We start from the raw sequence: 22,375 nt of genomic DNA, 5'->3' as shown, positions 1-22,375 counted from the left end.
TCGCCTATTTCTGGCGGTCCATCAGCGCCTTCACCTCCTGGAACCGGCGCTGCCGCTCCGGTTCGTCTTCCGTCGGCGAATAACAGGTGTCGGACACACAGAAGCGCACCAGCCCGAACGGTGGCTGGGCCTTGCCGAACTCGCATTCGATGACATTGTTGAAATCGGTCGGTTGCGGGTTCTCGCGTGTCGAATAGGTGAGCCGCGCACCGGGCGGATCGAGCTCCGGGAAGGACTGCACGATGCCCGTCTTCAGGACCGGCGCCAGCAAAAAGTGTTTGGCGACGGCCATGCAGGCCTGTTCGATCCCCGGCGACTGGGCAGCGGCCGAACTGGCGTTGGCAGCCGCGATGAGGGCCGCCGGAATGGCAAGGCTTGCGGCAAACAGAAGATGGCGCATGATGACTCCCCGGTGTGTTTTTCCGCGCTGGGAACACGCCGGCGACGGTTTTGGTTCCCCCGGACGCATCCTTTTCGGTACGCCGTAGCAAGAGAAAGCGATTCTGCCGCAAGCGGTTATCGGATAGACTTGATTCTCAGGCAGAAGATGAGCAGGCGCCATGCAGTGGCAGGATGAAGGCATCGTGATCGGCGTTCGCCGCCATGGCGAAACCAGCGTCGTGGCGGAACTGATGACGCGGGAACGTGGCCGCCATCTGGGACTGGTGCGCGGTGGCCGTTCGCGCAGCATGCAGCCGGTGCTGCAGCCGGGCAATCGCGTCGAGGCTGTCTGGCGCGCGCGTCTCGACGAACATCTCGGCGATTACAAGCTGGAACCGCTGGAACTGCGCGCCGCACGCCTGATGGAGCATGCGACCTCGGTCTACGGCGTACAGGCCATGGGCGCGCTGCTGCGGCTTCTGCCGGAGCGCGATCCGCATCCGCATCTCTTCGAGGCGCTGGATGTCATTCTCGACCACATGGACGATCCGGCCGGCGCCGGCGAACTTTTCGTGCGTTTCGAACTCGCCGTTCTGAACGATCTCGGTTTCGGGCTGGATCTCACCGAATGCGCCGCGACGGGGCGGCGTGATGACCTGATCTACGTCTCGCCGAAAAGCGGCCGGGCTGTCTGCCGCGAGGCAGGCGCGCCTTATGCCGACCGGCTGCTGGCACTGCCGGGATTTCTCGCCCCGGAAACGTCGATCGGAGCCAGCCGCGAGAGCCTGATGGCGGCCTTCCGGTTGAGCGGTTTCTTTTTGCATCGGCATGTCTACGAGCCGCGCGGCCTCACCGAAAACGCCGCCCGTGACGGTTTTGTCCAGGCGGCGCTGAAGGCCATGCTGCGGCTGGAGGGCCAGCCGGACGATCGCAGGATCGGTTGAGCTTTTTTAAGCCGCGGCCGGCACCAGCGGTCGCTGCACCGGCTTTTCGACGATCGGCCAATGCACGATGGCGGCAAAGATGCCGAGCGCCACGCCCAGCCACCAGACCGGATCGTAGGAGCCGAAATGGTCGTAGAGGTAACCACCCATCCACACGCCGAGGAAGGAGCCGATCTGGTGGGTGAGGAAGACCATGCCGCCCAGCAGGCCGAGGTGGCGCGTGCCGAACATGATGGCGACCAGCGCATTGGTCGGCGGCACGGTGGAAAGCCACAATAGCCCCATCAGAACGGCAAAGATGATCACAGTGGCCGGTGTCTGCGGCAGGAGCAGGAAGGCGGTGACGACCACCGAACGGGCGATGTAGATCAGCGCCAGGAAATAGGGTTTCGAATACCGCTGGCCAATGACGCCGGCTGCCAGCGAACCGATGATGTTGAAGAAACCGATGCAGGCCATGGCGATCACCGCATAACGCGCATCGATGCCGATATCGCCGAGATAGGCCGGAAAATGCGCGGTGATGAAGGCGACCTGATAACCGCAGACGAAGAAGCCGGTCACCAGCAGCACATAACTCTTGTGGCCGAAGGCCTCACGCAGCGCTTCGCCGGCACTCTGCTGGAAGGCCGCCGCATTCTGGCTGCCGGAGCGCGAATTGCCACGCAAGGGGAAGGCAAGCAGCGGAACCGCCAGCATCATGGCGCCCATGATGACCAGGCTGTCGGACCAGCCGTAGAGGCTGATCAGCGCCTGGCTGACGGGGGCAAACAGGAACATGCCGGCAGAGCCCGCAGCCGTGCCAATGCCAAAGGCCATCGAGCGCTGTTCGGGCGTGACATGCCTTGCAAAGGCGGAGAGGACGACGCTGAAGGAGCCGGCACCGATGCCCATGCCGACGAGGATGCCGCCGCCCACATGCAGCCACAGAGGCGCTGCCGCAAAGGCCATCACCGCAAGGCCTGCCGCATAAAGAAGCCCCGACATTACCAGCACCCGACCGGTGCCGTATTTGTCGGCCATGGCGCCGAAGATTGGCTGGCTCATGCCCCAGAACAGGTTCTGGAAGGCCATGGCCAGCCCGAAGGTCGAGCGGTCCCAGCCCGTTTCCGAGAGCATCGGCAGCTGGAAGAAGCCCATGGCCGAACGCGGGCCGAAGACCAGAAGAACGATCAGCGAGCCGCAGGTGATGATCGTCCAGGGCATCGGGCGGGTGGCGGTGGCGGGAGCGGGATTCATGGCAGCGATCTCCGGGTGATGGCGCAGAATAACCGCCCCCTGCCGGAAACCAAACGTGTTTATGTGAGCAAAGGATCAGAGAGATTGATGGATCATGGGGCGGCCTGCCGGCCGCCCCTGTGGTCGATCCGTCGGCCTCTCGTCAGTTGAACAGCGAGAGGATCGACTGCGGCTGGTTGTTGGCGATCGACAGCGCCTGGATCGCCAGTTGTTCCTGCACGTCGAGTGCCTTGATGCGGGTGGCCTCTTCGTCCATGTCCGCATCGACCAGCGTGCCGATGCCGTCCGCCATCCAGTCGCGCAATTTGCCCATGAACTCCGTCTGCAGCGAAATGCGGGATTGGATCGAGCCGAAGGTGGCGCCGGAATCGGCCATCATCTGCAGCATGCCATCCACTGTCGCGATCATGTCGTCGAGCTGTTCATCGGTGGTGGTCTCGTCGAGAATGATCTCGGTTGCCCCGTCATTGCTGTCGTTGAGCACCAGAACATAGGCCGTGGTCGATCCGGCTTCGGTGGCAAAACGGGTGCTGGTCAGAATGCCGGCTTCGCCATTGGTGGCGTTGGCCCGGGTGTCGATCAGCGGGCTGATCGAGCCGCCGGCGCTGGACCAGAGATCCGTCTCGATGGTCTCCATATAAACGCCGCCGTTGAGGTCTCGATAGAAGGAGGCGGCGACCTGCGCCGTCGTGTCGGAGCCTTCGCTGATCTGCAGCCAGTTGACGCCGTTGAAGCTTGCCGAGCTGGCAATCGACTCCAGTTGTCCCTTCAGCTGTTCGATTTCCTTGTTGACCTTGTCCCGGTCGACGCCCGGTTCGCTGGCGGCCACCAGTTTCGCCTTGATTTCGTCCACGACATCGATGGCGGAAGACAGGCCCTGATAGGCCACTTCCACGGTGGCAGACCCAAGATTGAGGGCATCCTGAACGGCAGAGAGAGCCTTGTCGTCGGATCGCATGGTTGCGGCGATCGACCAATATGCCGCGTTCTGGGAAGCCTGCCCCACGCGCTGACCCGTCGACATCCGTCCCTCGGCAATCTCGCGGGCCTCACTGATGTCACGCAGCGTCGATAACGCCGCCAAGGCGCCGACGTTCGTCATAATACTCGTCATGATACGCACTACCCGGAATACACGAAACACACACGCCGGAACGAACGCGACGCTTAAAAAACATGGTTAGCGCCAACCATTCCCTCCTGGACGGCATTTAAACCCTGCTAACCTTAATGCTCACTTAAACGGAGGCGTTTGCGCGCGAATTTTGCTGACGGGAGGCCGCAAACCGGGCGATTCAACTGCGGGCGCGGGCCTTTCTGCTTTCGCGCCAGATGGTAAAGAGGCCGGCGGAGATCACCAGGAAGGCGCCGGTGATCATGTTGAGGGTCACGACTTCCCCATAGACCAGCACGCCCAGAATGCAGACGAGGACGATCTGGACATAGGTGATCTGCTGGACGGTCACCGCATCGACGAGGTCATAGGCGCGGATGAGCAGGTAATGACCGCTGATGCCGGTGCAGCAGAGGGCTGCCATCCAGATCCAGTCCATCGGCGCCAGAGGTGTCCAGAAAAAGGGGCCGACAAAGGTGATGGCGGCGGCGCCGGCGACCCCGGTGTAAAAGAAGCTGGTCATCGCGCTGTCGCTGCGGCTCGCGAGCCGGGTGGTGATGGCGTAAAGGGCAAAAATCACCGAGCCGGCGATCGGCAGCAGCAAGGCGAGGTCCAGCCTGTCGGTGGAGGGGTTGATGATCATCAGCACGCCGAACAGGCCGATGGCGATCGCCGTCCAGCGCCGCCAGCCCACCCGCTCGCCAAGCAGCGGTACCGACAGGGCGGCAACAAAGAGCGGCGTCGCGGCAAAGATCGACTGGGTCTGGGAAAGGCCGACGAGTGCGAAGGAATGAACGGCGATGACGATCTGCACGACGAGGATCACCCCGCGGGCGATTTGCAGCACCGGGCGCGAGGTCCGTGCCGCACCGGCAAGCCCGCCTTGCGACCGCGCGGCAAGCAAGAGCACGAAGGCGGCAAAGGCCCAGTAGCGCAGCATCACGATGAAGATCGGCGGATAATGAATGCCGAGATGTTTCGAGATAACGTCCTGCCCGGCAAAAATCGTCACGGCTGACAGGGCAAAGGCAAGGCCGCGGGTTTTTCCGGTCATCAAGGCATCTCTGAACTGTTGGGCCGGCTGGCGGAAGGCCAGCCGCAAAGGTCTGTGCGCCGCAGGAGCCGTCCTGCGGAGCACGCTCTCGCGTCAGCGACGTTTGATCGCCCAGGGCTCTCTTTCGCCGATCACCTGCGCCGCATCGCCGACCCGCAACAGGCCAGCACCACGCGGCACCGCATTCCAGCCGAAGAGGGGACCCGGCACCCGGCGATCCGCCGACATGCGGATGCGGCCCATGGCCGGCATCGGGTTTGCGCCCTCGCGCGACCCGGTCTCCTGATCCTGCGTCGTCATGATGCAGCGGGCACAGGGTTTGACGAGATCGAGCACGACGTCCCCGATCGCGATGGAAGTCCAGCCGTCCTCGGCAAAAGCCTCGTCGTGGTCGAGAACGATGTTGGCACGAAAACGATCCATGCCGACCGGCGCCTCGCCATGGGCTGCCATGTCGGCATTGAGCGCGGCGAGCGATCCGGTGGTGGTGACGAGCACCTGGTAACCGTCGCCGAAGGCAACGGGTGAGTCGCTGCCGGCCCATTCGGCGCTCGCCGTGCGGCGTGCCTGCACATCGAAGAAGACAAGCCGCACGTCCCGCTCCAGCCATTTCGACAGCGTCGCATTGACCGCATCATCGGCAAGCGCCGCATCGACCGAGGACTTCCACACCACCACCTGCTGGCGGCGGTCGGGTGCCGGAAAGGCGGCGGTCAGACCCTCACCGTTCATCGAAAGCGAAAGTCCCGTATCCGTCGGGTTGACCAGGAGGCGGGCCAGTGCCGGCATCTCCCGCTGGGTGATGAAATAGCCGTCCGGATTGGTCAGCATCCAGCGCCGGTCGCCGGAAAGCCCCATCGCGTCGATCGGGCTTTCGTCGAGCGCAATGCCGCGCGCACTTTTCAAGGGAAAGATGTTGAGGCCGGCGATGCGCATAAAAATCCCTCAGAGCTCATCGAAAAACAGGTCGCGAAACTCTGCCAGCCGGCGGTGCCGTTCGCCGGCAAGTTGCCTGCCGGTCGCGGTCTGGAAGCCGTCCGCCAGTTTCAGTAGCTTCGCCTCAAAGTGATCGATGGCATAGGTCCGGTCGTCAAGGTCACGCGAGGCGGCTTGCGGATCCGTCGCATGATAAAGTTTCGATCCCATACGTCCCGCCGTGTAGAAGGTACGGGCAATGCCGATTGCGCCGAGCGAATCCAGCCGGTCGGCATCCTGCAGGATTTTCGCCTCCAGGGTCTCCGGCAGAAGCCCGGCGGAAAAGCTGTGGCTGAGAATGGCATGGGCAACCGCTTCGACCGTCTCCGCCGTCCAGCCGAGCCCGGTGAGGATCCCCGAGGCCTTTTCCGCCGCAAGCCTGGAGGATTGCGCCCGCTGCGGATGGTTCTTCGGCAGCGAGACGCAGTCATGCAGCAACACGGCGGCGGCAATCACCTGGCCGTCGCCACCTTCCGCCGCCTGGATGCGCTGGGCATTGTGGAAGACGCGCAGCAGGTGGGCCACGTCATGCGCCCCGTCATCACCCTCCACGGCATGCGGCAGAAGTGTTTCGGCCAGCGCCTCGAAAGGGTGAAAGCCGGCGGCGATGTCGTTGTCAGTCACGGTCAGTCTCCGGCGGGCGGTGCCGCCTCGTTGGAACGCGCCAGAATGCGCTGGTAAAACAATCCGATGCCGATCAGCACGCCGCCAAGTCCGATGAAGGAGAGGGCGCGCAGAATGCCTTCCAGGTTCGCCATGTCGATCAGGAAGACCTTGCAGACGGAGATCAGCACCAGTCCCGCGGATGCGAGACGCAGACTGCGTGCATCGAGTCGGGAGCCGAGCGCAAGCAGGCCGACGCCGATCAGCAGCCAGACGACCGAATAGGTATAGGTTTCGGCCGGCAGGAAACCCTTCCAGTCGCCGATATGCGGGCCCTGCCAGAACCAGCGGACAGACAATGTGGCCCAGACGAAGGCCAGCACGGCACCGGTCAGCGCCAGCAGGATGACATAGGGTTTCGGCCGCCGGTCGCGGGCGTACAGGGCAAGGCCGGCATAACCGAGCGCCGGCAACAGGTAACCGGGCAAAAGCAGGTTGAGGATGGGCCAGGTGCCGACATTCTCATTGGAGAAAAACGGGTTCAGCACGAGGAGATGCGCCGAGAGGATGTTGAGGGTCGCGAAGATCCCGGCGATCATCGATCCGTACCGGAAGGTGAGGCTCGGGGCCTTCGTATCGAGCGTCATCAGGATGCCGGAGAGGCCGATCAGAAGCAGCGTGTAGGTCGATTGTTCGCCAAGCGTCGGCACGCTGTCATCCAGCACGCCGCCATTCATCGCATGGCGGATGAGGATCGACACGGCGAGCAGGCCCGCCAGCGCCGCAAGGCCCTGTAGCGCATCGAGCAGCCGCCGACCCGGCCAGTTGCGCAGCAGCCACGCGGAGGCGATCAGCAGGGCGGCTGGAATGCCGTAACCGGCCAACAGCGCGTTGAACACCGGCGTTTTGCCCAGCACGTCCGGCCCGACGATGGTCGGTTCCCAGGCGATCCGTGCGCCGATGACGATCGCCGCGAGAACCATGACCCAGGGCAGGCCGCGCCAGGGTCGCAGGCGGGTGGCGAGCACGAAGGCGAAACCGAGAACGGCAACGCAGAGCGTCGTAGCGAGCCCGTGCGTCAGGGCATGCAGACCGAAGGTAAAGGCGGCAAAGGCGCCGAGCAACAGCAGGTCTGCTGCGAGCGCCGGCATCCGGCCCCGGCGCTCCAGCCGTTCGACCGTCGCGAGAAGGGCGGCGCCGATCAAAAGCCCGTAGAGGCCATGCAGCCAGTCGCGGCCGAGTGTGCCTTCGTTGAGGAAGGTGATGGTGGCAAGGCTGACCGGCACGGCGGAGGCAAGCAGCGCCCAGAGCGCACCGAAATCCGGATCCTCTGCAGCCTTGTGGTGAAGAAAGGCGAGTCCGCAGAGCGTGAAGATCGCTCCGAGGGTCAACGCGCCGAGGACGAAGGGGCCGATACCGGAAAGAAGGCCGGCAGCCTCTGGCGTCGTCACCTGGGAGACGACGGTCATCTGCGACAGGGCAATCAGGCCGGTGCTGAGCACAGCCGTCAATGCGGCGAGGAGGGCCGGAATGGCGCCGGCACGGCGCCCGGCGCCAAGTCCTGCCAGCGCGCCGGCCACCGCCGTCAGCATCAAGGCAGGGTGGGTGACGGCGGGTGTTTCTACGACGCTCAGGCAGAGCATGCCGAAGAAGACCGAGAGGGAGGCCGACCAGAGGATGGCGCGGGGGCGGCGTCCGAGAAGCGCCCGCAGACGGCGCCAGCCGTCGCGTGTCTCGTCTTCGACCCCGTCCACCGTTTCGAAGCCACGGCCCGGCCAAAGGAAGGCGGTGCCGGCAATCAGCACCAGGAGCGCGACACCGGGCGGCACGGGGTCGAGGAGATCGGTGCTGACGGCATAGGCGATCACCCAGAGGGTGAGTCCGAGATTGGACAGCACTGGCAGCACATGCCAGCGGCGGATGCGGGCGGCACCGGCAGCGGCCAGCCAGACGAGCGACAGAAAACCGAACAGGAAGGTGATGTTGGGCGCATCGGAGGCAACGAGCGCCGGCGTGACAAGCGAGGCCGCAAGCCCAAGCCCCGCCAAGGCCTGCCCGTGCAGCAGCGAAAGCGCCAGTGTTGCAAGCGATACGAGCGCGAGAAGGAGGAAGGCCGGTGTCGCGCCGATGAAACCGTAGACGCCGTAGGCGGTATAGGTGGTGGCGATCAGCGTGATGCTGGCGGCGGCCGTCAGCACGCCCGGGATCATCGCGCCCGTATAAGCTTTCGGCAGGCGGGGAAGCGCACCGCGCCGCAGCACTTCGCCGGCGCCTGCAAGCAGCAGGCCGAACAGGGTGGCAAGCACCAGCCGCGCCGCGGGGCCCAGAAGTCCGGCATCGATCGAATAGCGCACGAGGAAGATGCCGCCGAGCGCCAGCGCCAGGCCGCCGACCCAGACACTCCAGCGCGCCCCGAACCGGCTTTCGAAACTTTCCTGCGGTTTCGGCTGGGCTGCCGCCGTCTCATCGGTGGCGGTCGGTGCCGGATCGTGCACCATGTCCCGCGTCGCCTCCTGTATCGCGGCCAGGTCCGCGTCCTGCGGCGTGCCTGCCGCCGCCTCGACCTCAGCCTCTGCGGTCGCGGTTTCCGTTGCCGAAAGGGTCGGCGGCGCACCCGTCTCGATCTGTTGGCGGAGCGATTGGACGGTGCTTTCCAGCGACCGGACCCGATCGGAGAGTTTTCTGTGCCAGAGGAAGAGGGCGAAGACGGATATCAGGAGAAGGAGTTCGAGCATGGCGGACCCCGCGGGTGACAGACGGCCCCGTTATATCGGCTGTTCCTCACAAATGGAAAGATCACCTGTGCCTGATCATCTTGACCAATTGGTCAAACTTCGTGCAGCCGGTGACATTCTGTCAGGCAATCGCCTAATCTGTAGGCTTTCAATCATGTTTGACTATATTCTGTGCAGAAACACCTTGCATCCCCCCGGAAGATTGGTTTTGATGCGGTGTCTCAAGAATATCCAGGGGGAAACAGAAGACATGTTGACACGTCGCCTCTTCGCCAAGCTTCCGGCTGTTGCCGCGCTTGCGCTTGCCACCGGTTTTTCCGCGCCGGCCTTTGCCGATACGGCCGTGAAATTCACGCTCGACTGGAAATTCGAGGGTCCGGCCGCCGGTTTCCTGCTGGCGCTCGACAAGGGTTACTTCAAGGCCGAGGGCCTGGATGTGACGATCGACACCGGCAATGGCTCCGTCGAGGCCATTCCGCGGGTCGCGACCGGCGCCTACCAGATGGGCTTCGGTGACATCAATTCGGTGATCAAGTTCCTCGACGAGGATCCGAGCCAGAAGATCAAGGCCGTGATGATGGTCTATGAGCGCCCGACCTTTGCGGTCGTCGGCCGCAAGTCGCTCGGCATCACCACCGATCCGAAGTCGCTGGAAGGCAAGAAACTCGGCGCCCCGCCGCCGGATGGCGCCTTTGCCCAGTGGAAGGCCTTCAAGCAGGTCGCGAAGATCGACGACAGCAAGATCAAGATCGAGTCGATCGGTTTTCCGGTGCGTGAACCCATGCTCGCCAAGGGTGATGTGGATGCCGTCTTCGGTTTCGCCTTCTCGGTCATCCTGAACCTCAAGAAGCAGGGCATCAAGGACGAGGACATCGCCACCATCCTGATGGCCGAGCATGGCTTGAACCTCTATGGCAATGCCGTTCTGGTGAACAAGGATTTCGCCGAGAAGAACCCGGCTGCGGTGAAGGGTTTCGTCAAGGCGCTGGCCAAGGGCTTTGCCGATGCCGTCGCCAAGCCGGAAGAGGGCGTCGCCGCCGTTCTGAAGCGCAACGAGACGCTGGACAGCGCCATCGAACTCGAGCGCCTGAAGATGGCGAACGCCATGAACATCAAGACGCCCTACGTGGTCGAAAACGGCTTCGGCGGCGTCGACATGACCCGTCTCGGCGCCTCCATCGATACGCTGAAGATCTCCATGGGCCTGAAGGGCGCGGTGAAGGCCGATCAGGTGTTCGACGCCAGCTACCTGCCGCCGAAGGCGGAGCGCATGCTGCCGTAATTGGCTCTGCCCCTCACCCTAACCCTCTCCCCGCCAGCGGGGAGAGGGGACGTGCCTCGCGATTGGTCGAGAGGTGCGCAGAGGGCGCGGCATACCCTTCTCCCCGCCTGCGGGGAGAAGGTGGCGGCAGCCGGATGAGGGGCGAAAGCCCCCTCGCGTGATCACGGACGGAGAACCGATGTCCCACCTCGTTTCCATCGATAATGTCGACATGCGTTATGGCGGTGCCGCGGGCACGCTTGCCGTCTCCGGCCTCACTATGCGGGTCGACAAGGGCGAGTTTGCCGCCGTCGTCGGGCCGTCCGGCTGCGGCAAGTCCACGCTCATGAAGCTGGTCACCGGCCTGCACATTCCGCAGACGGGTGTGGTGATCGTTGCCGGCGAACAGGTGACGAAACCGGTCTCCATCGTCGGCATGGCCTTCCAGAACCCCACTATGCTCCCCTGGCGCACCACGCTCGAAAACATCCTCCTGCCGCTCGAAATCGTCGAAAAACACCGGCATCGGCTGCGTGCCAACAAAAAGGAATATGTCGAGAAGGCGGAAAATCTGCTGGAGATCGTGGGCCTCAAGGGGTTTGGTTCGAAATTCCCCTGGCAGTTGTCCGGCGGCATGCAGCAGCGCGCCAATCTCTGTCGTGCGCTGATCCACGAACCGGATCTTCTGATGCTCGACGAGCCGTTCGGCGCGCTCGATGCCTTTACCCGTGAAGAATTGTGGTGCGTCATTCGCGACCTGCACGCAGCCCAAGGCGTGACGATCATCCTCGTGACGCATGATCTGCGCGAGGCGGTTTTCCTCGCCGACAAGATTTTTGTCATGAGCGCGCGTCCCGGCCGCATCCTGAAGGAGCACCGGGTGCCGTTCGAGCGGCCGCGCGATCTGGAAGTCATGTATCAATCGACATTCAACGACATGGTGCACGAACTGCACGGGGAAATCGCCAAGGCGAGGGTGGTGGCATGAGCGCGATGACCGAGACTGCGACATCGGCGGCCGCACCCGCCAAACCGCTGATGGCCCGTATCAACTGGGTGAAGGCTGCTCCCTGGCTTTACACGATCGCGCTGTTCGCCCTCTGGGAACTGCTGGTGATCGCGCTCGACATGCCGCCGACCATCCTGCCGGCGCCGACGGATGTGTTCGCGGCGATTGCCAAATACTGGTCGCCGATCTGGAAGAACTCGCTGCAGACGCTCTACACCACCACCATGGGCTTTGCGATTGCCGTGGTGGCGGGGCTGGCGATCGGTCTCTTCATCGGCTGGTCGAAGACCATCTATGCCGGGCTTTATCCGCTGATGATCGGCTTCAATGCCATCCCCAAGGTGGCGCTGGTGCCGATCCTCGTCATCTGGTTCGGTATCGGCACGGTGCCGGCGGTGCTCACCGCCTTCCTGATTTCCTTCTTCCCGATCGTCGTGAACGTGGCGACGGGGCTTGCCACCATCGAGCCGGAAACCGAGGATGTTTTGCGCGCGCTCGGTGCCAAGAAGATGGACATCATGCTGAAGGTCGGCATTCCGCGCTCCATGCCGTATTTCTTCGGTTCGCTGAAGGTGGCGATCACGCTCGCCTTCGTCGGCTCGGTCGTCTCGGAAACGGTCGCCTCCAATTACGGCCTCGGCAATATGATGAGCTCGGCGCAGAGCCAGTTCAACGTGCCGCTGGTCTTTGCCGGCCTGCTGATGCTGGCGATCGAGGGTATTGCCATGTACGCCCTGATGGCCTGGCTCGAAAAGCGCATGACCGGCTGGGCGCATCGCTCGACCATGGCGCAGTAGACACCGTTCCGGCCGCCGCTCACACCAGTTTGAGCGGCGGGTCTTTGCTCTCATCCTCCTTCGGCGCGGCATGATAGGTGACCTGCGGGAAGGGGATGGAAATGCCCGCCGCATCAAAGGCTTCCTTGGTGCGTTTCGTCATGTCGCGCGAGGTCATCCACCAGACACTGCTGTTCGCCCAGTAGCGCAGCGCGAGGATCACCGCATTGTCGCCAAGATCCATGACGAAGGCGGAAGGGGCGGGGTCCTGCAGCACGCGCTCATCCTTGTTCGCAAGCTCGAGCAGGATCGCGATCGCCTTCTCGATATCGTCCTCATAGGCAATGCCCACCTTGAAATCATGCATGCGGGTGGAGAGGCGGCTGTAATTGGTGACCGGCACGTTCCAAAGAAGCGAATTCGGCGCCAGGCGATAAAGCCCGTCATAGGTTTTCAGTTCGGTGGCAAACAGGCCGATATCCTGCACGATGCCGTTGACGCTGCCGGTATCGATATATTCGCCGACCCGGAAGGGCCGCAGCACGAGCAGCATGATGCCGGCGGCGATATTCTGCAGCGTGCCCTGCAGCGCCAGACCGATCGCCAGACCGATCGCGCCAAGCGCTGCGAGGATCGAGGCCGTCTGCACGCCGAACTGGCCGAGCACCATGACCAGCACGATGACGAGAACCGCATAACGAATGGCATTGGAGAAAAATTGCGCCAGCGTCGCATCGATGCCGTGAATGCGCGACAGGCCCCGTTTCGCCCAACGGCTGAGCAGTCCCGAGGCGAACCAGCCGATGGCGAGCAGCACGATCGCCCCGAGGATCGAGAACGAATATTGCACGGCCAGCGCCGTCAACTGGGCAAGGGCTGCCTGGGTCGCAATAACAAAGTCCGATGCCTGATCTTCCATGCCGCAGGTCTCTCCTTCTTGTTCTTCAGGAGGTCCTAACTGGCGCGGGGAGAAATGCGGTCAAGAGACTGGCGATTCGCTCTGCCGAACTTTCTGGCGCGCGCCGGAAAAGTGGCCGGGGGTGATGCCGAATGCCTTGCGGAAATGGCAGGTGAAATGCCCCTGTTCGGCAAAGCCCGCGAGCGCTGCGGCATCTGCCAGTCCGCTGCCGGAGAGGATGGCGCGCTTGGCCCGTTCGAGCTTGCGCATCACCAGATGACGGTGGGGGCTCGTTCCCATCAGTGTGCGGAACTGCTGCGAGAACTCGTAGCGATCGAACTCGCTCACCTTTTCCAGGTCCTCCAGGCGCAGCGCCTCGCTGCACGCCGACATGACGATGATCCTGAAGCGCCCCCACGAGCAGGACGTGGTGACCTCCGACTATCTCGGAGACATGTTTGCCACCGGCCGACGACGCCGCGACTCGCTCCGGCTGTCCGTTCGCTGACATCGATCAGGCCGCTCAAGTGAGTCGCGTGAGAGGGGCGCAGATCTCCCGTCGGATTCCGTCTGAGTGGTGACGTGTAAAGGAAACTCTCTCAGATTGTGCCGAAGCTTGCGCGAAGCATGTGCATTGAACACCAAAGGCCATTTGGAATGTAAAATCTTAGCATATGTCGGAATTGCGGTCTTCTGGCCGGTGAGGACTCACGATATTGTGTAGTCGTTCGCTTATTTTGCGTGGCGCGAACATGTTCCCCCCAAAAATATTCCGAAGCTCCGGCAGGGAGAGCACGATGACAAGTATTTCATCAATTAATAATCTACGATATGACCTGAAGACATCTTCGGGTCTTCAGTCCAGCAGCCTGAACGGCACCGCCGGTGCGTCTACCGTATCGACGGTCAGGCAGGGCAGTAGCGCCCTGTCCGGCGGTTCGGACAGTGCCGACAGCAACAGCGCCCTCAGCCAACTGATGTCGGCGCTGATGTCGATGTCGCTCAACATGACCCAGACCTCCGACAGTGGTGCGACCTCCACAGGCACCGGTGAAGGGTCTGGCCAGGATCGCCTGGCCGAGCTTGATGCGGATGGCGACGGTGTCTTGTCGGAGACGGAGTTCCTGGCCGGCAAGCCGGATGATGTGACCGACGACATGGCGAGCAACCTGTTCGGCGAACTGGATGCCGATGGTGACGGTGCGATCAGTGCCGAGGAACTCGCGCAGAGTGAACCGTCGGCCAAACGCGCGGGAGGTCCGCCTCCGCCGCCGCAGGACGTGGCGGAAGACGAGACGGACGAAGAGACGGTTGACCCTCTGGACACCGATGGGGACGGCCAGGTCTCGGAAGCGGAATTCCTGGCAGGACGCCCGGATGATGTAACCGAAGAAATGGCGACGAACCTGTTCAGCAACCTGGATACGGACGGGGACGGCATCATCAGCGCCGACGAACTCGCGGCCATGAAGGAACAGCAACCGCCTGCGCCGATGTCTGTCGAGGCGGCGGAGCAGTCGGATGATGCCGAGCAATCCGTCACCGACCTCACCACCGTCATTTCCGAGCTGGAAGACATCCTGGCGGCCTACACCTCGCTGAACGAAGACGAAACGACGTCGACGACCTCGACGACGGTCTGAGCAGCAGTCCCGAGCGGCGTGGCATCCGCCGGGCCGCAACCGGACCTTTGGTCGGCGACCGGCCCGGTTGGCGACCATAGCGATGTTATGGCGAAAGCGGCAGCATGAAGCTCGCCCGGCCATCCGTCTCCGCACCACGGCCGATCGCCTTGATCGCGGCGATCAGCCGGCCCTCCCGGTGAAGTGCGTGATCGCCGAATTCGATGAGGCGCGTATTGGGCGTGGCATGCGGGGCGACCTGTCGTAACCGATTTGCAAGCACGATCTCGTCCTGATCGGGATGAAGCGCAAGGGCCGCGATGATGGCGGCCGCCGGCGAGCGCGACACCCCCATCCAGCAATGGATGATCAGAGGTGCCGACTGATCCCAGGTTTTGACAAAATCGATGAGCTCGCCGACATGATCCTCGCTCGGCGCCACCAGATCGCCGGTCCCGGCAAAGGCGATATCGTTCATCGCAAGCTTCAGATGCCGGTCCGCGCGGATCACGCCCGGGCGGTGAAAATCCTGGCCCTTGGCAACCAGGCTCACCATTTCGGTCGCGCGATGGCGCACGGCCATTTCCGCGATACTGTCGAGCGGACAGACGATGATCGCACTCATGGTTTGCTCAGCGCATGGCGCGCGCCGTCCAGCGCGTAAAAGCGGTCGAGAAACAGCCGCTGCGCCTCAATTGCCGCCATCGGCTCCAGGGTCAGCATGTCACGGGTAATGCCGCGCGGCGTGCCGAAGAATTTTCGCGCTTCTTCCTGCGAAAAACCGGCAAGTTCGGTCGCCTCGAAATAGGCGGCAACCGTGTCGGCCTTCTTGATGCGGGCCTTCAACTCACGCGGCGCATGCGCCGGCAGGCCGAAGCGCAGGTGGACGGCCGCTTCCAGCCGGTGTTCGACGGTCTTGTAACCGCCGCCGACCACCGCCTTGAACGGCGAGATCATGTCGCCGATCACATATTCCGGTGCGTCATGCAGAAGCGTCAGGCAGAGTTCTGTCGCGGTTGCTTCCGGATAGGTGAGGCGGAAAACCTCTTCCACCACGAGACTGTGCTGGGCAACCGAAAAGGCGTGGTCGCCGCGCGTCTGGCCGTTCCAGCGGGCAACGCGCGCCAAGCCATGCGCGATGTCGGAAATCTCCACATCGAGCGGCGAGGGGTCGAGAAGGTCGAGCCGGCGGCCGGACAGCATGCGCTGCCAGGCCCGTGCCGAAATCGCGGAACTCACGTTTCCGCCTCGCTGGTCTCGCTCGGAAAGGACAATCCGGTCCAGGCGGGCAAAACAAGGCTCACCGCCATATCGCCGGCAAGAACCGGGATGCCGTGGGCCATGGCGTCGCCGACCCGGTCGATGCGCACGATGGCAAGTGCGCGGTTGCCGCTGACGGTGCCGAGGGAACCGACGGGCTTGCCGCCGGCCAGAAGTTCGGTGCCGGATGCCGGCAGCGGAGCCTCCGCCGTGACCTGCGCCACGCGCCGGCGGGCCGTGCCGCGATGCTGCATGCGCGAGACGACCTCCTGGCCGATATAGCAGCCCTTGCGGAAGGACAGCCCGCCATCGAGATCCAGCAGCACATCATGCGGAAAGGCATCCTGCAGCGCATAATCACGACCGGACACGGCAAGCCCCGCCTCGACGCGCAGCGCGTCGTAAGCCTCGCCATCGTGACCTTCCGCAGCGTGCACCGGCTGGCGTTTCAGCAGAATGCCGGCCTTGCGGAAGGCCCCATCGACAATTCCCGACGTCGAGTCAGCGGCCTCGCCCCAGGTGAGCGTCACGCCGGTTTCGCCGGCACTGAGCGTCACCGCCGCGCGCAGCTTGTACATGGTGAGCCGTCGGATCAGCGCCTCGCGCTGGCTTGTGTCGCATTCGATGACGAAGCCATCCGCGGTTCGCCAGATCAGGAAGTCGAAGAGGATCTTTCCCTGGGGGGTCAAAAGCGCGCCCGGCCGCGCCTCGTTGTCCGGCAGGCCTTCGACATCGGTGGTGATGATGCCGTGCAGGAAATCCCCTGCATCGGCGCCGCCGATATCAATCAGGCTTCGGTCGGGAAGATGGGCTGAGGGCATGAGAGTGAGGTCCGCGTCGTTTCACGCCAGAGATAGGCCGGTCCCGATCCGGGTGCAAGGCGTGATGCCCACCGGCCAGCGGCAGGCCGCTCAGTCGCCGCCGGCAAACAGGCGCCACTTGCCGTCGACGGTGATGCCGATGCGGTAGAAATTGTAGTTGTTGGTTTCCGCCATCGCCTCGAGATCGCCGGCGGTGATGATCCGCAGGAGTTCCACGCGCTCCGGCGCGCTCAGCTGGTTGATCGGCTTGCCGACGAAATAGGGCCAGACATACATCTCATCCGGTGTGCCGATGCCGACATGCGCGGCACCCGTCTGCAGGATGTCGAGCATGATGGCGAGAATTTCGAGGCCCTGCGGATCACCGGACAGGCTCTTGAACGAGGCGACGGGATCGCCGCCATCGGCCTTCAGCTGCTCCATCACGTCATCATCGAAGGCCATCAGCGGGCGAAGGCGCTCGACGTCACCGGAGGCTGCCGCCTCCGTCAGGGCCTGGCGCATGGCCTTGACCGGTTCCGGAAGCTTGGAAAGGTCATGCAGGATTTCGACCTTCGGCTGCGCCGCATCGCCGGTCGAGGGGGTGGTGTTTTCCTCTGGGCCGGCCGCAACAGACGGAGCGCCCGGGCGCGGGAGTTGCGACGCGGGGCCGCTCTGCGGAATGTCGCTGCGTTCCGGCGGGGGAGACACGTTGCCGGACAGTGCAAGAGCGGGCTCAGGCAGGCAAAGGCTGCCGGCAAATATTGCGCCGACAAGGGCGCCCGAAAACATCAAGGTCCGGAAGGTGGCGCTGAATGCAGATCCGGGCATGGAAAACGAGCCTTGCAAACTTACTGAACGGTCCGCTCCGGCGAAAATTCGCCGGCCAGCATACGGGCACGAAGCGAATCCAGCATGGCCTCGGCGCCTTCCTCCCCATGCAGGCGAATGGTTTCGCGCATGGCAAGGGCAATGGCGGCATCGGCAATGATCTCGGGTTCGATGCCATCGGCGCGCCCGTCAGCCCAGGCTTCGTTCTGGTATTCGAGCGCTGCCTGCATCTTTTCATGCACGATCATGTCGTCGATGTCGTTGCGCGCTGTTTGCATATTCATTCCTCTTGCAACGGAGGCCGGTTGTTACCGGCACGTTAACAACACTAGCAGCCTTTTATCAAAACGACACGCCCGCGGCAGAAAAGAGGTAAACAAACACCTAATTTCCGTAGCGTGCGGCAATTTCTGCTGCCAGTGTTGCACCTTCGTTACGGTAGCGTTCTTCCGCCTGCCGGGCAGCCGATGTGCAGGTGGTATGCACGCCGGCAAAGGCCCGGTAGCCGCGGTTGAACGACGCCGTCAGTTTCTCGCGCCGTTTCGGTTCGTTCGGTGTCTCGGCATCCAGCAGGGTCTGCATGGAAGTGCGCCAATCCGCCGAATCGGCTCCGCAAAGCGTGCGCAGGTAGTGGACGGAGCCGAGGATTTCCGCAAGCCGCAACAACTGCCCATCATAGGGGGCAGGCTTCTCTTCTGAAGGTATGGTTACCGCCGGCGCGGATGATGCGGATGGGCTCTGTTTTTGTGCGGCGGCAGGACACGCTGTAAGGGCGATCAGCAGAATACAAAAGACGCGGGCAATCAGCGGCATGGGCACCATCCTTTGAGGCGGCGATGAGATTTACCGGTCTTCATCACGCGCCGCCAGCCTTTCCACGCAGTCGAGCACGCTTGGCGGCACGGGAAGGGCGCGGATCTCCTGAAGCGTGAACCAGCCGGCATCCGCCGCATCATCGGCCGCAATGGCTTGCGTTGCCACATCGGCTTGCACCCGAAAGACGGAGAGGAAGAAATGGCTCACCAGCACGCCCGCCTCGTTGCGGGTTTCCAGATCATAGGTGGCAAACAGGTCTGGCGAATGGGCGGCAATACCGGTCTCTTCGAGAAATTCCCGCAGCGCCGTCTCGGCCGGCGTCTCCCCCGGCTCCGCCCGGCCGCCCGGGAAGGCGTAAAGATCGGCCGAGGGCGGGTTTCGCCGCCGGATCAGCAGATAACGCCCCTCCCGCTCCAGAATGGCGGAGGAGGCGGCATGCGGAAAGGCGGGGTTTGCGGCTGTCGTCTGTGTCATGCGCGCCAGCATAGGCAAGCGGGTCTTTGGCGCAAGAGCGTACCCGGAGTTGCCGCGCATCGATGAGACGATGACACGGGCTCCGCCGCCCGCTTGACCGTCCCGGCCCGCGATGCCATCTCAGTCTCATGTGTGGACGTTACGCCCTGACCGCGACGCCGGAAGAGATCCTCGAATTCCTCAGTGTGATTTCGATCGACGACTTCCCGAAGCGCTACAACATCGCCCCGACGCAGCCGATCCTGCTGGTGACGGCGAGCGAACGGCCGGCACCCGGCAGCAATCTGCCGGCACGCCAGGCCGTGCTGGCGCGCTGGGGTTTCCTTCCCGGCTGGGTGAAGGACCCGAAGGAGTTTCCGCTGCTGATCAATGCGCGGGCGGAAACGGCGGCAGAGAAGGCCTCGTTCCGCGCCGCCATGCGTCATCGGCGCATCCTGGTGCCCGCCTCCGGCTTCTACGAATGGCACCGGCCCTCGAAGGAGGAGGGCGGCAAGGCCCAGGCCTACTGGATCCGCCCGAAACGCGGTGGCATCGTTGCCTTTGCCGGCCTCATGGAGACCTGGTCCTCGGCCGACGGGTCCGAACTGGACACGGCAGCAATCCTGACGACCGGCGCCAATGCCGCGATTGCACCGATCCATGACCGTATGCCGGTGGTGATTTCACCGGAGGATTTCGAGCGCTGGCTGGACTGCAAGACACAGGAGCCGCGCGACGTGGCAGACCTGATGCGGCCAGCCCAGGAAGATCTGTTCGAAGCGATCCCCGTTTCGGACCTCGTCAACAAGGTCGCAAACATGGGGCCGGAGCTGCAGGCGCCGGTGACCCCGGCAAGGGCGCTGCCGGAGACGAAAAAGGCCGCGTCGTCCAACAACGGCGGCCAGCTTTCGCTGTTTTGAACCCGGGCCCGGACAGGCCGGCACGAGGGCCCATCAGGCGGATTTCAGCGTCTTGCGCTTCAGCATCAGCGCGGCAGCCACGACGGCCTTGATGGCGAGCGGGCGCAGCGGTGCATGCAGTTCGGGCTTCAGGGTGGTGATGGTTTTCTTTTCGGTTGCCATGGGCGTTTCCTCTGGAGTGCGGCGCGAATCTCGTTCTTGATCGCGTTCGGGCGCGCCACATCATCAGAAAACCGGGCGGAATTTTGACGCAAACGAATTCGCGCAAAATTGCCTTCAATTTAAGCAATCATTTGTTAAGCTGTTGTTAAGAAAGCACAAAAATTCCGCAGTGCGGGAGAAAACAGCAGAAGATCTTGCGCTGCGGCAGATCAGACGTTGGCGTGATCATCCTCGATCGTCAGCGTGCCGTAACGGCGTTGCCAGGCACGGGCGCTGAAGGGCAGGACCAGCAGATAGGCAAGTGTCGTGACCACCAGCACTTCCCAGGTATAGCTCATCAGCAGTGCGACATAGAGCACGACACCCAGCAGCACGGGCAGCATCAGGTCGCGGCGCACGCGCGTTTCCGATTTGCCGGACCAGACGGGCAGGCGGCTGACCAGAAGATAACCGATCAGCACCGTATAGGCGGTCGCGGCATAAGCGATGGGGCGGCTGCCTTCCAGCCCGAGAAAACCGAGATAGACGGGCAAAAGCACAAGCAGGGCGCCCATCGGCGCCGGAACGCCGACAAAAAATTCGCTCTGCCATTTCGCCTTGTATTCGCGCTCCGCCATCACGTTGAAACGGGCAAGCCTGAGGCCCGCGGCAATGGCGTAGATGAGCGCGGCAATCCAGCCGATCGAGCCCACTTTGTCGAGAATGAAAACGTAAAGCACGAGCGCCGGCGCGACGCCGAAGTTGATGATGTCCGCCAGCGAATCCATCTGCACGCCGAACTTGGACGTGGCCTTCAGCGCGCGGGCGACGCGCCCATCGATCCCGTCCAGGAAAGCGGCAAGCAGCACCATGGCGACCGCCAGCTCGAACCGGTTCTCGAAGGCGAGCCGAATGCCGGTCAGACCGGCACAGATGGCCAGAACCGTGATCAGGTTCGGCACCATCAGCCGAAGCGGGATCTCCCGAAGCCGCGGGCCGCGAGCGGCGTCGTCGTTCTTTGCGTCCGGGTTCATCTTCGGCGGCATGGCATTCTCCGGGGTTCATCTTCGGCGGCATGGCATTCTCCGGGGTTTAGCTGCGGCGGCTGAGCATCGGGCCCTTGGCCGAGCCGAATTCGGCAATCACGGTTTCGCCACCGACGCAACGCTGGCCGAGCGAGACGCGCGGCTCACCGCCCGCCGGCACATAGATGTCGAGGCGCGAACCGAAGCGGATCAGGCCAAAACGCTCGCCGGCATCCACCGGTTCGTTTTCGTGCACGAAGCAGAGGATACGGCGGGCGACAAGCCCGGCGATCTGTACCACGCCGAGGCGGCCATGTTTGGTTTCGATGACGAGGCCGTTGCGTTCGTTGTCAGTGCTTGCCTTGTCGAGTTCGGCATTCACGAACTGGCCGGGGCGGTAGACGATTTTCGAGATGCGGCCGCGGGCGGGCGCGCGGTTTACGTGGCAATCGAAGACGTTCATGAAGACGGAGATGCGCAGCAGCGGTTCGGAGCCAAGCTCCAGTTCCGCCGGCGGCACGACCATCTGCACCGAAGAGACGCGTCCATCGGCCGGCGAAATGATCAGATCGTCATCCTGCGGCACGACCCGTTCCGGATCGCGGAAGAAATAGGCGCACCACAGTGTCAGGATAAGCCCGATCCAGAACAGCGGCTTGGCAATCAGCCCCAGCACCAGCGAGGCCACGAAAAAGGCGATGACAAAGATATAGCCTTCCTTGTGGATCGGAACGAGCGTGTTGCGGATGGTGTCGAACAGGTTGGACAACAGGGGTCTCCAGAAAGCCGAGCGTTGGGTTTCAAACCTAGCTGACTACAGGCAAACGGATTTGGGAGCAATGCGGTTCCGGCGAGGGAGGGGATGCGGAGATGCCGGCTTGTGGACGCAGCCCCGCATCACGACGTCGAAAATCTGACAAGTGCTTCTGCCATAGACCTCAGCGATCTGCGGCTCGATCGGTAGGGAATTCGAGATGGGAATCAGCAATTACCTGATCGAAGGCGTGTCCGGCACGGGCAAGACTTCGGTTGCGACAGAGCTTCAGCGGCGCGGTTATCATGTCATCCACGGCGATCGGGAACTGGCCTCCAAAGGCGATCCGCAGACCGGAGAGCCATTGGATGAGGAGGCCATCTCAAGGGGCAGGGCAGACTTCACCTTCGGGCACAGGCATCATGTATGGCCCGTGGAGAAGGTCCGCGCGCTGATGGCGGACAAGAGCCATGCAGCCACCTTTTTCTGCGGTGGATCCCGCAATTCTCACCAGTTCATCGAGCTGTTCGATGCGGTGTTCGTTCTCGATGTGGATCGGCAGACGCTTCGCAAGCGGTTGGAGAACCGGCCTGACGATGAGTTCGGCGGAAGGCCCGAAGAGCGGGACTTCGTATTGCGCCTGCATGAAAGCGGGCAGGATCTTCCCCGGAACGGCACAGTCATTGACGCCACTCTGCCGCTGGCAGAACTGGTTGATGATATTCTGACCCGGTGCGGCGCGGCCGGCTGAGACTGCCGTCCCC

At 63.2% G+C, this 22,375-nt stretch carries 26 protein-coding genes; 7 read left to right on the top strand and 19 right to left on the bottom strand.

Features of this window, described 5'->3' with window-relative positions; all coding sequences use genetic code 11:
- Nucleotides 1-4 precede the first annotated feature (4 nt).
- On the bottom strand, nucleotides 5-400 hold the full coding sequence (locus OU993_RS01145; RefSeq protein WP_268154204.1) for a hypothetical protein: 396 nt from the start codon (nucleotides 398-400) through the stop codon (nucleotides 5-7).
- A gap of 160 nt (nucleotides 401-560) precedes the next feature.
- Here OU993_RS01145 and recO point away from each other — a divergent pair, with 160 nt between their 5' ends.
- On the top strand, nucleotides 561-1,325 hold the full coding sequence (gene recO / locus OU993_RS01140; RefSeq protein ID WP_268154202.1) for a DNA repair protein RecO: 765 nt from the start codon (nucleotides 561-563) through the stop codon (nucleotides 1,323-1,325).
- Nucleotides 1,326-1,331: 6 nt separating this feature from the next.
- Here the strand turns inward: recO and OU993_RS01135 are convergent, their stop codons facing one another.
- The 6 genes from OU993_RS01135 to OU993_RS01110 form a co-directional block, all read right to left on the bottom strand.
- Nucleotides 1,332-2,564, bottom strand: a complete 1,233-nt coding sequence (locus OU993_RS01135) for an MFS transporter (protein WP_268154200.1) — start codon at nucleotides 2,562-2,564, stop codon at nucleotides 1,332-1,334.
- A gap of 142 nt (nucleotides 2,565-2,706) precedes the next feature.
- A complete protein-coding gene (locus tag OU993_RS01130) occupies nucleotides 2,707-3,678 on the bottom strand; it encodes a flagellin N-terminal helical domain-containing protein (RefSeq protein ID WP_268154198.1) in 972 nt (323 codons plus the stop codon).
- 181 nt (nucleotides 3,679-3,859) lie between these two features.
- The gene (locus OU993_RS01125; RefSeq protein ID WP_268154196.1) at nucleotides 3,860-4,732 is read right to left on the bottom strand and encodes a DMT family transporter; all 873 of its coding nucleotides are present in this window, start codon (nucleotides 4,730-4,732) and stop codon (nucleotides 3,860-3,862) included.
- A 93-nt stretch (nucleotides 4,733-4,825) separates the two neighbouring features.
- A complete protein-coding gene (locus tag OU993_RS01120; protein WP_268154195.1) occupies nucleotides 4,826-5,668 on the bottom strand; it encodes an MOSC domain-containing protein in 843 nt (280 codons plus the stop codon).
- 9 nt (nucleotides 5,669-5,677) lie between these two features.
- Nucleotides 5,678-6,331: an HD domain-containing protein gene (locus tag OU993_RS01115; protein WP_268154193.1), complete on the bottom strand. Its 654-nt coding sequence runs from the start codon at nucleotides 6,329-6,331 to the stop codon at nucleotides 5,678-5,680.
- 2 nt (nucleotides 6,332-6,333) lie between these two features.
- On the bottom strand, nucleotides 6,334-9,045 hold the full coding sequence (locus tag OU993_RS01110; protein WP_268154191.1) for a DUF2339 domain-containing protein: 2,712 nt from the start codon (nucleotides 9,043-9,045) through the stop codon (nucleotides 6,334-6,336).
- A gap of 250 nt (nucleotides 9,046-9,295) precedes the next feature.
- Here OU993_RS01110 and OU993_RS01105 point away from each other — a divergent pair, with 250 nt between their 5' ends.
- The 3 genes from OU993_RS01105 (at nucleotide 9,296) to OU993_RS01095 (ending at nucleotide 12,112) form a co-directional block, all read left to right on the top strand.
- Entirely contained in the window at nucleotides 9,296-10,327 is a 1,032-nt protein-coding gene (locus OU993_RS01105) for an ABC transporter substrate-binding protein (protein ID WP_215564071.1), read from the top strand.
- Between the two features lie 178 nt (nucleotides 10,328-10,505).
- Nucleotides 10,506-11,294 (top strand): ABC transporter ATP-binding protein, encoded by a 789-nt coding sequence (locus OU993_RS01100; protein ID WP_215564069.1) that lies wholly within the window; start codon nucleotides 10,506-10,508, stop codon nucleotides 11,292-11,294.
- A 5-nt stretch (nucleotides 11,295-11,299) separates the two neighbouring features.
- Nucleotides 11,300-12,112 carry an ABC transporter permease gene (locus OU993_RS01095; RefSeq protein WP_442792914.1) on the top strand — a complete coding sequence of 271 codons (813 nt, stop codon included), beginning with the start codon at nucleotides 11,300-11,302 and terminating at the stop codon, nucleotides 12,110-12,112.
- Nucleotides 12,113-12,131: 19 nt separating this feature from the next.
- On the opposite strand, the gene OU993_RS01090 is transcribed toward OU993_RS01095, so the two are convergent.
- Both OU993_RS01090 and OU993_RS01085 read right to left on the bottom strand, forming a co-directional pair.
- Nucleotides 12,132-13,010, bottom strand: coding sequence for a mechanosensitive ion channel family protein (locus tag OU993_RS01090; RefSeq protein WP_268154184.1), 879 nt, complete (start codon nucleotides 13,008-13,010; stop codon nucleotides 12,132-12,134).
- 60 nt (nucleotides 13,011-13,070) lie between these two features.
- Nucleotides 13,071-13,382: a helix-turn-helix domain-containing protein gene (locus OU993_RS01085; protein ID WP_268154182.1), complete on the bottom strand. Its 312-nt coding sequence runs from the start codon at nucleotides 13,380-13,382 to the stop codon at nucleotides 13,071-13,073.
- A 404-nt stretch (nucleotides 13,383-13,786) separates the two neighbouring features.
- Here OU993_RS01085 and OU993_RS01080 point away from each other — a divergent pair, with 404 nt between their 5' ends.
- Nucleotides 13,787-14,632 carry an EF-hand domain-containing protein gene (locus OU993_RS01080; protein ID WP_268154180.1) on the top strand — a complete coding sequence of 282 codons (846 nt, stop codon included), beginning with the start codon at nucleotides 13,787-13,789 and terminating at the stop codon, nucleotides 14,630-14,632.
- Between the two features lie 85 nt (nucleotides 14,633-14,717).
- Here the strand turns inward: OU993_RS01080 and OU993_RS01075 are convergent, their stop codons facing one another.
- The 7 genes from OU993_RS01075 to OU993_RS01045 all read right to left on the bottom strand — a co-directional run bounded on the left by OU993_RS01075 (nucleotide 14,718) and on the right by OU993_RS01045 (nucleotide 18,792).
- Entirely contained in the window at nucleotides 14,718-15,236 is a 519-nt protein-coding gene (locus OU993_RS01075) for a tyrosine phosphatase family protein (protein WP_268154178.1), read from the bottom strand.
- Complete coding sequence (locus OU993_RS01070) at nucleotides 15,233-15,814, bottom strand: HD family hydrolase (RefSeq protein WP_268157443.1); 582 nt, start codon at nucleotides 15,812-15,814, stop codon at nucleotides 15,233-15,235. The genes OU993_RS01075 and OU993_RS01070 overlap by 4 nt, the downstream gene beginning before the upstream one ends.
- Nucleotides 15,815-15,846: 32 nt before the next feature.
- Entirely contained in the window at nucleotides 15,847-16,692 is an 846-nt protein-coding gene (gene ygfZ / locus OU993_RS01065) for a CAF17-like 4Fe-4S cluster assembly/insertion protein YgfZ (RefSeq protein ID WP_268154176.1), read from the bottom strand.
- 90 nt (nucleotides 16,693-16,782) lie between these two features.
- On the bottom strand, nucleotides 16,783-17,502 hold the full coding sequence (locus OU993_RS01060; protein ID WP_268154175.1) for a hypothetical protein: 720 nt from the start codon (nucleotides 17,500-17,502) through the stop codon (nucleotides 16,783-16,785).
- Between the two features lie 20 nt (nucleotides 17,503-17,522).
- Complete coding sequence (locus OU993_RS01055) at nucleotides 17,523-17,780, bottom strand: hypothetical protein (RefSeq protein ID WP_165220835.1); 258 nt, start codon at nucleotides 17,778-17,780, stop codon at nucleotides 17,523-17,525.
- A gap of 106 nt (nucleotides 17,781-17,886) precedes the next feature.
- Nucleotides 17,887-18,324 (bottom strand): TIGR02301 family protein, encoded by a 438-nt coding sequence (locus OU993_RS01050; protein WP_268154172.1) that lies wholly within the window; start codon nucleotides 18,322-18,324, stop codon nucleotides 17,887-17,889.
- Between the two features lie 21 nt (nucleotides 18,325-18,345).
- The gene (locus OU993_RS01045) at nucleotides 18,346-18,792 is read right to left on the bottom strand and encodes an NUDIX hydrolase (protein WP_268154170.1); all 447 of its coding nucleotides are present in this window, start codon (nucleotides 18,790-18,792) and stop codon (nucleotides 18,346-18,348) included.
- A gap of 128 nt (nucleotides 18,793-18,920) precedes the next feature.
- Here OU993_RS01045 and OU993_RS01040 point away from each other — a divergent pair, with 128 nt between their 5' ends.
- Nucleotides 18,921-19,691, top strand: coding sequence for an SOS response-associated peptidase (locus OU993_RS01040; protein ID WP_268154167.1), 771 nt, complete (start codon nucleotides 18,921-18,923; stop codon nucleotides 19,689-19,691).
- A 33-nt stretch (nucleotides 19,692-19,724) separates the two neighbouring features.
- Here the strand turns inward: OU993_RS01040 and OU993_RS01035 are convergent, their stop codons facing one another.
- From OU993_RS01035 to OU993_RS01025, 3 genes are all read right to left on the bottom strand, one after another.
- Nucleotides 19,725-19,853: a hypothetical protein gene (locus OU993_RS01035; RefSeq protein WP_268154165.1), complete on the bottom strand. Its 129-nt coding sequence runs from the start codon at nucleotides 19,851-19,853 to the stop codon at nucleotides 19,725-19,727.
- 209 nt (nucleotides 19,854-20,062) lie between these two features.
- The gene (gene pssA, locus OU993_RS01030) at nucleotides 20,063-20,878 is read right to left on the bottom strand and encodes a CDP-diacylglycerol--serine O-phosphatidyltransferase (protein WP_268154163.1); all 816 of its coding nucleotides are present in this window, start codon (nucleotides 20,876-20,878) and stop codon (nucleotides 20,063-20,065) included.
- Between the two features lie 46 nt (nucleotides 20,879-20,924).
- Nucleotides 20,925-21,626 (bottom strand): phosphatidylserine decarboxylase, encoded by a 702-nt coding sequence (locus OU993_RS01025; protein ID WP_268154161.1) that lies wholly within the window; start codon nucleotides 21,624-21,626, stop codon nucleotides 20,925-20,927.
- A 205-nt stretch (nucleotides 21,627-21,831) separates the two neighbouring features.
- Between OU993_RS01025 and OU993_RS01020 the strand changes: the two genes are divergently transcribed.
- Complete coding sequence (locus OU993_RS01020) at nucleotides 21,832-22,362, top strand: AAA family ATPase (protein WP_268154159.1); 531 nt, start codon at nucleotides 21,832-21,834, stop codon at nucleotides 22,360-22,362.
- The last annotated feature ends 13 nt before the right edge of the window (nucleotides 22,363-22,375 follow it).

The organism is Rhizobium sp. SL86 (assembly GCF_026672545.1).
Taxonomy (GTDB): domain Bacteria; phylum Pseudomonadota; class Alphaproteobacteria; order Rhizobiales; family Rhizobiaceae; genus Neorhizobium.
The sequence above is the reverse complement of the archived record's forward strand: the minus strand, read 5'-3'. Positions and strand labels throughout refer to the sequence as shown.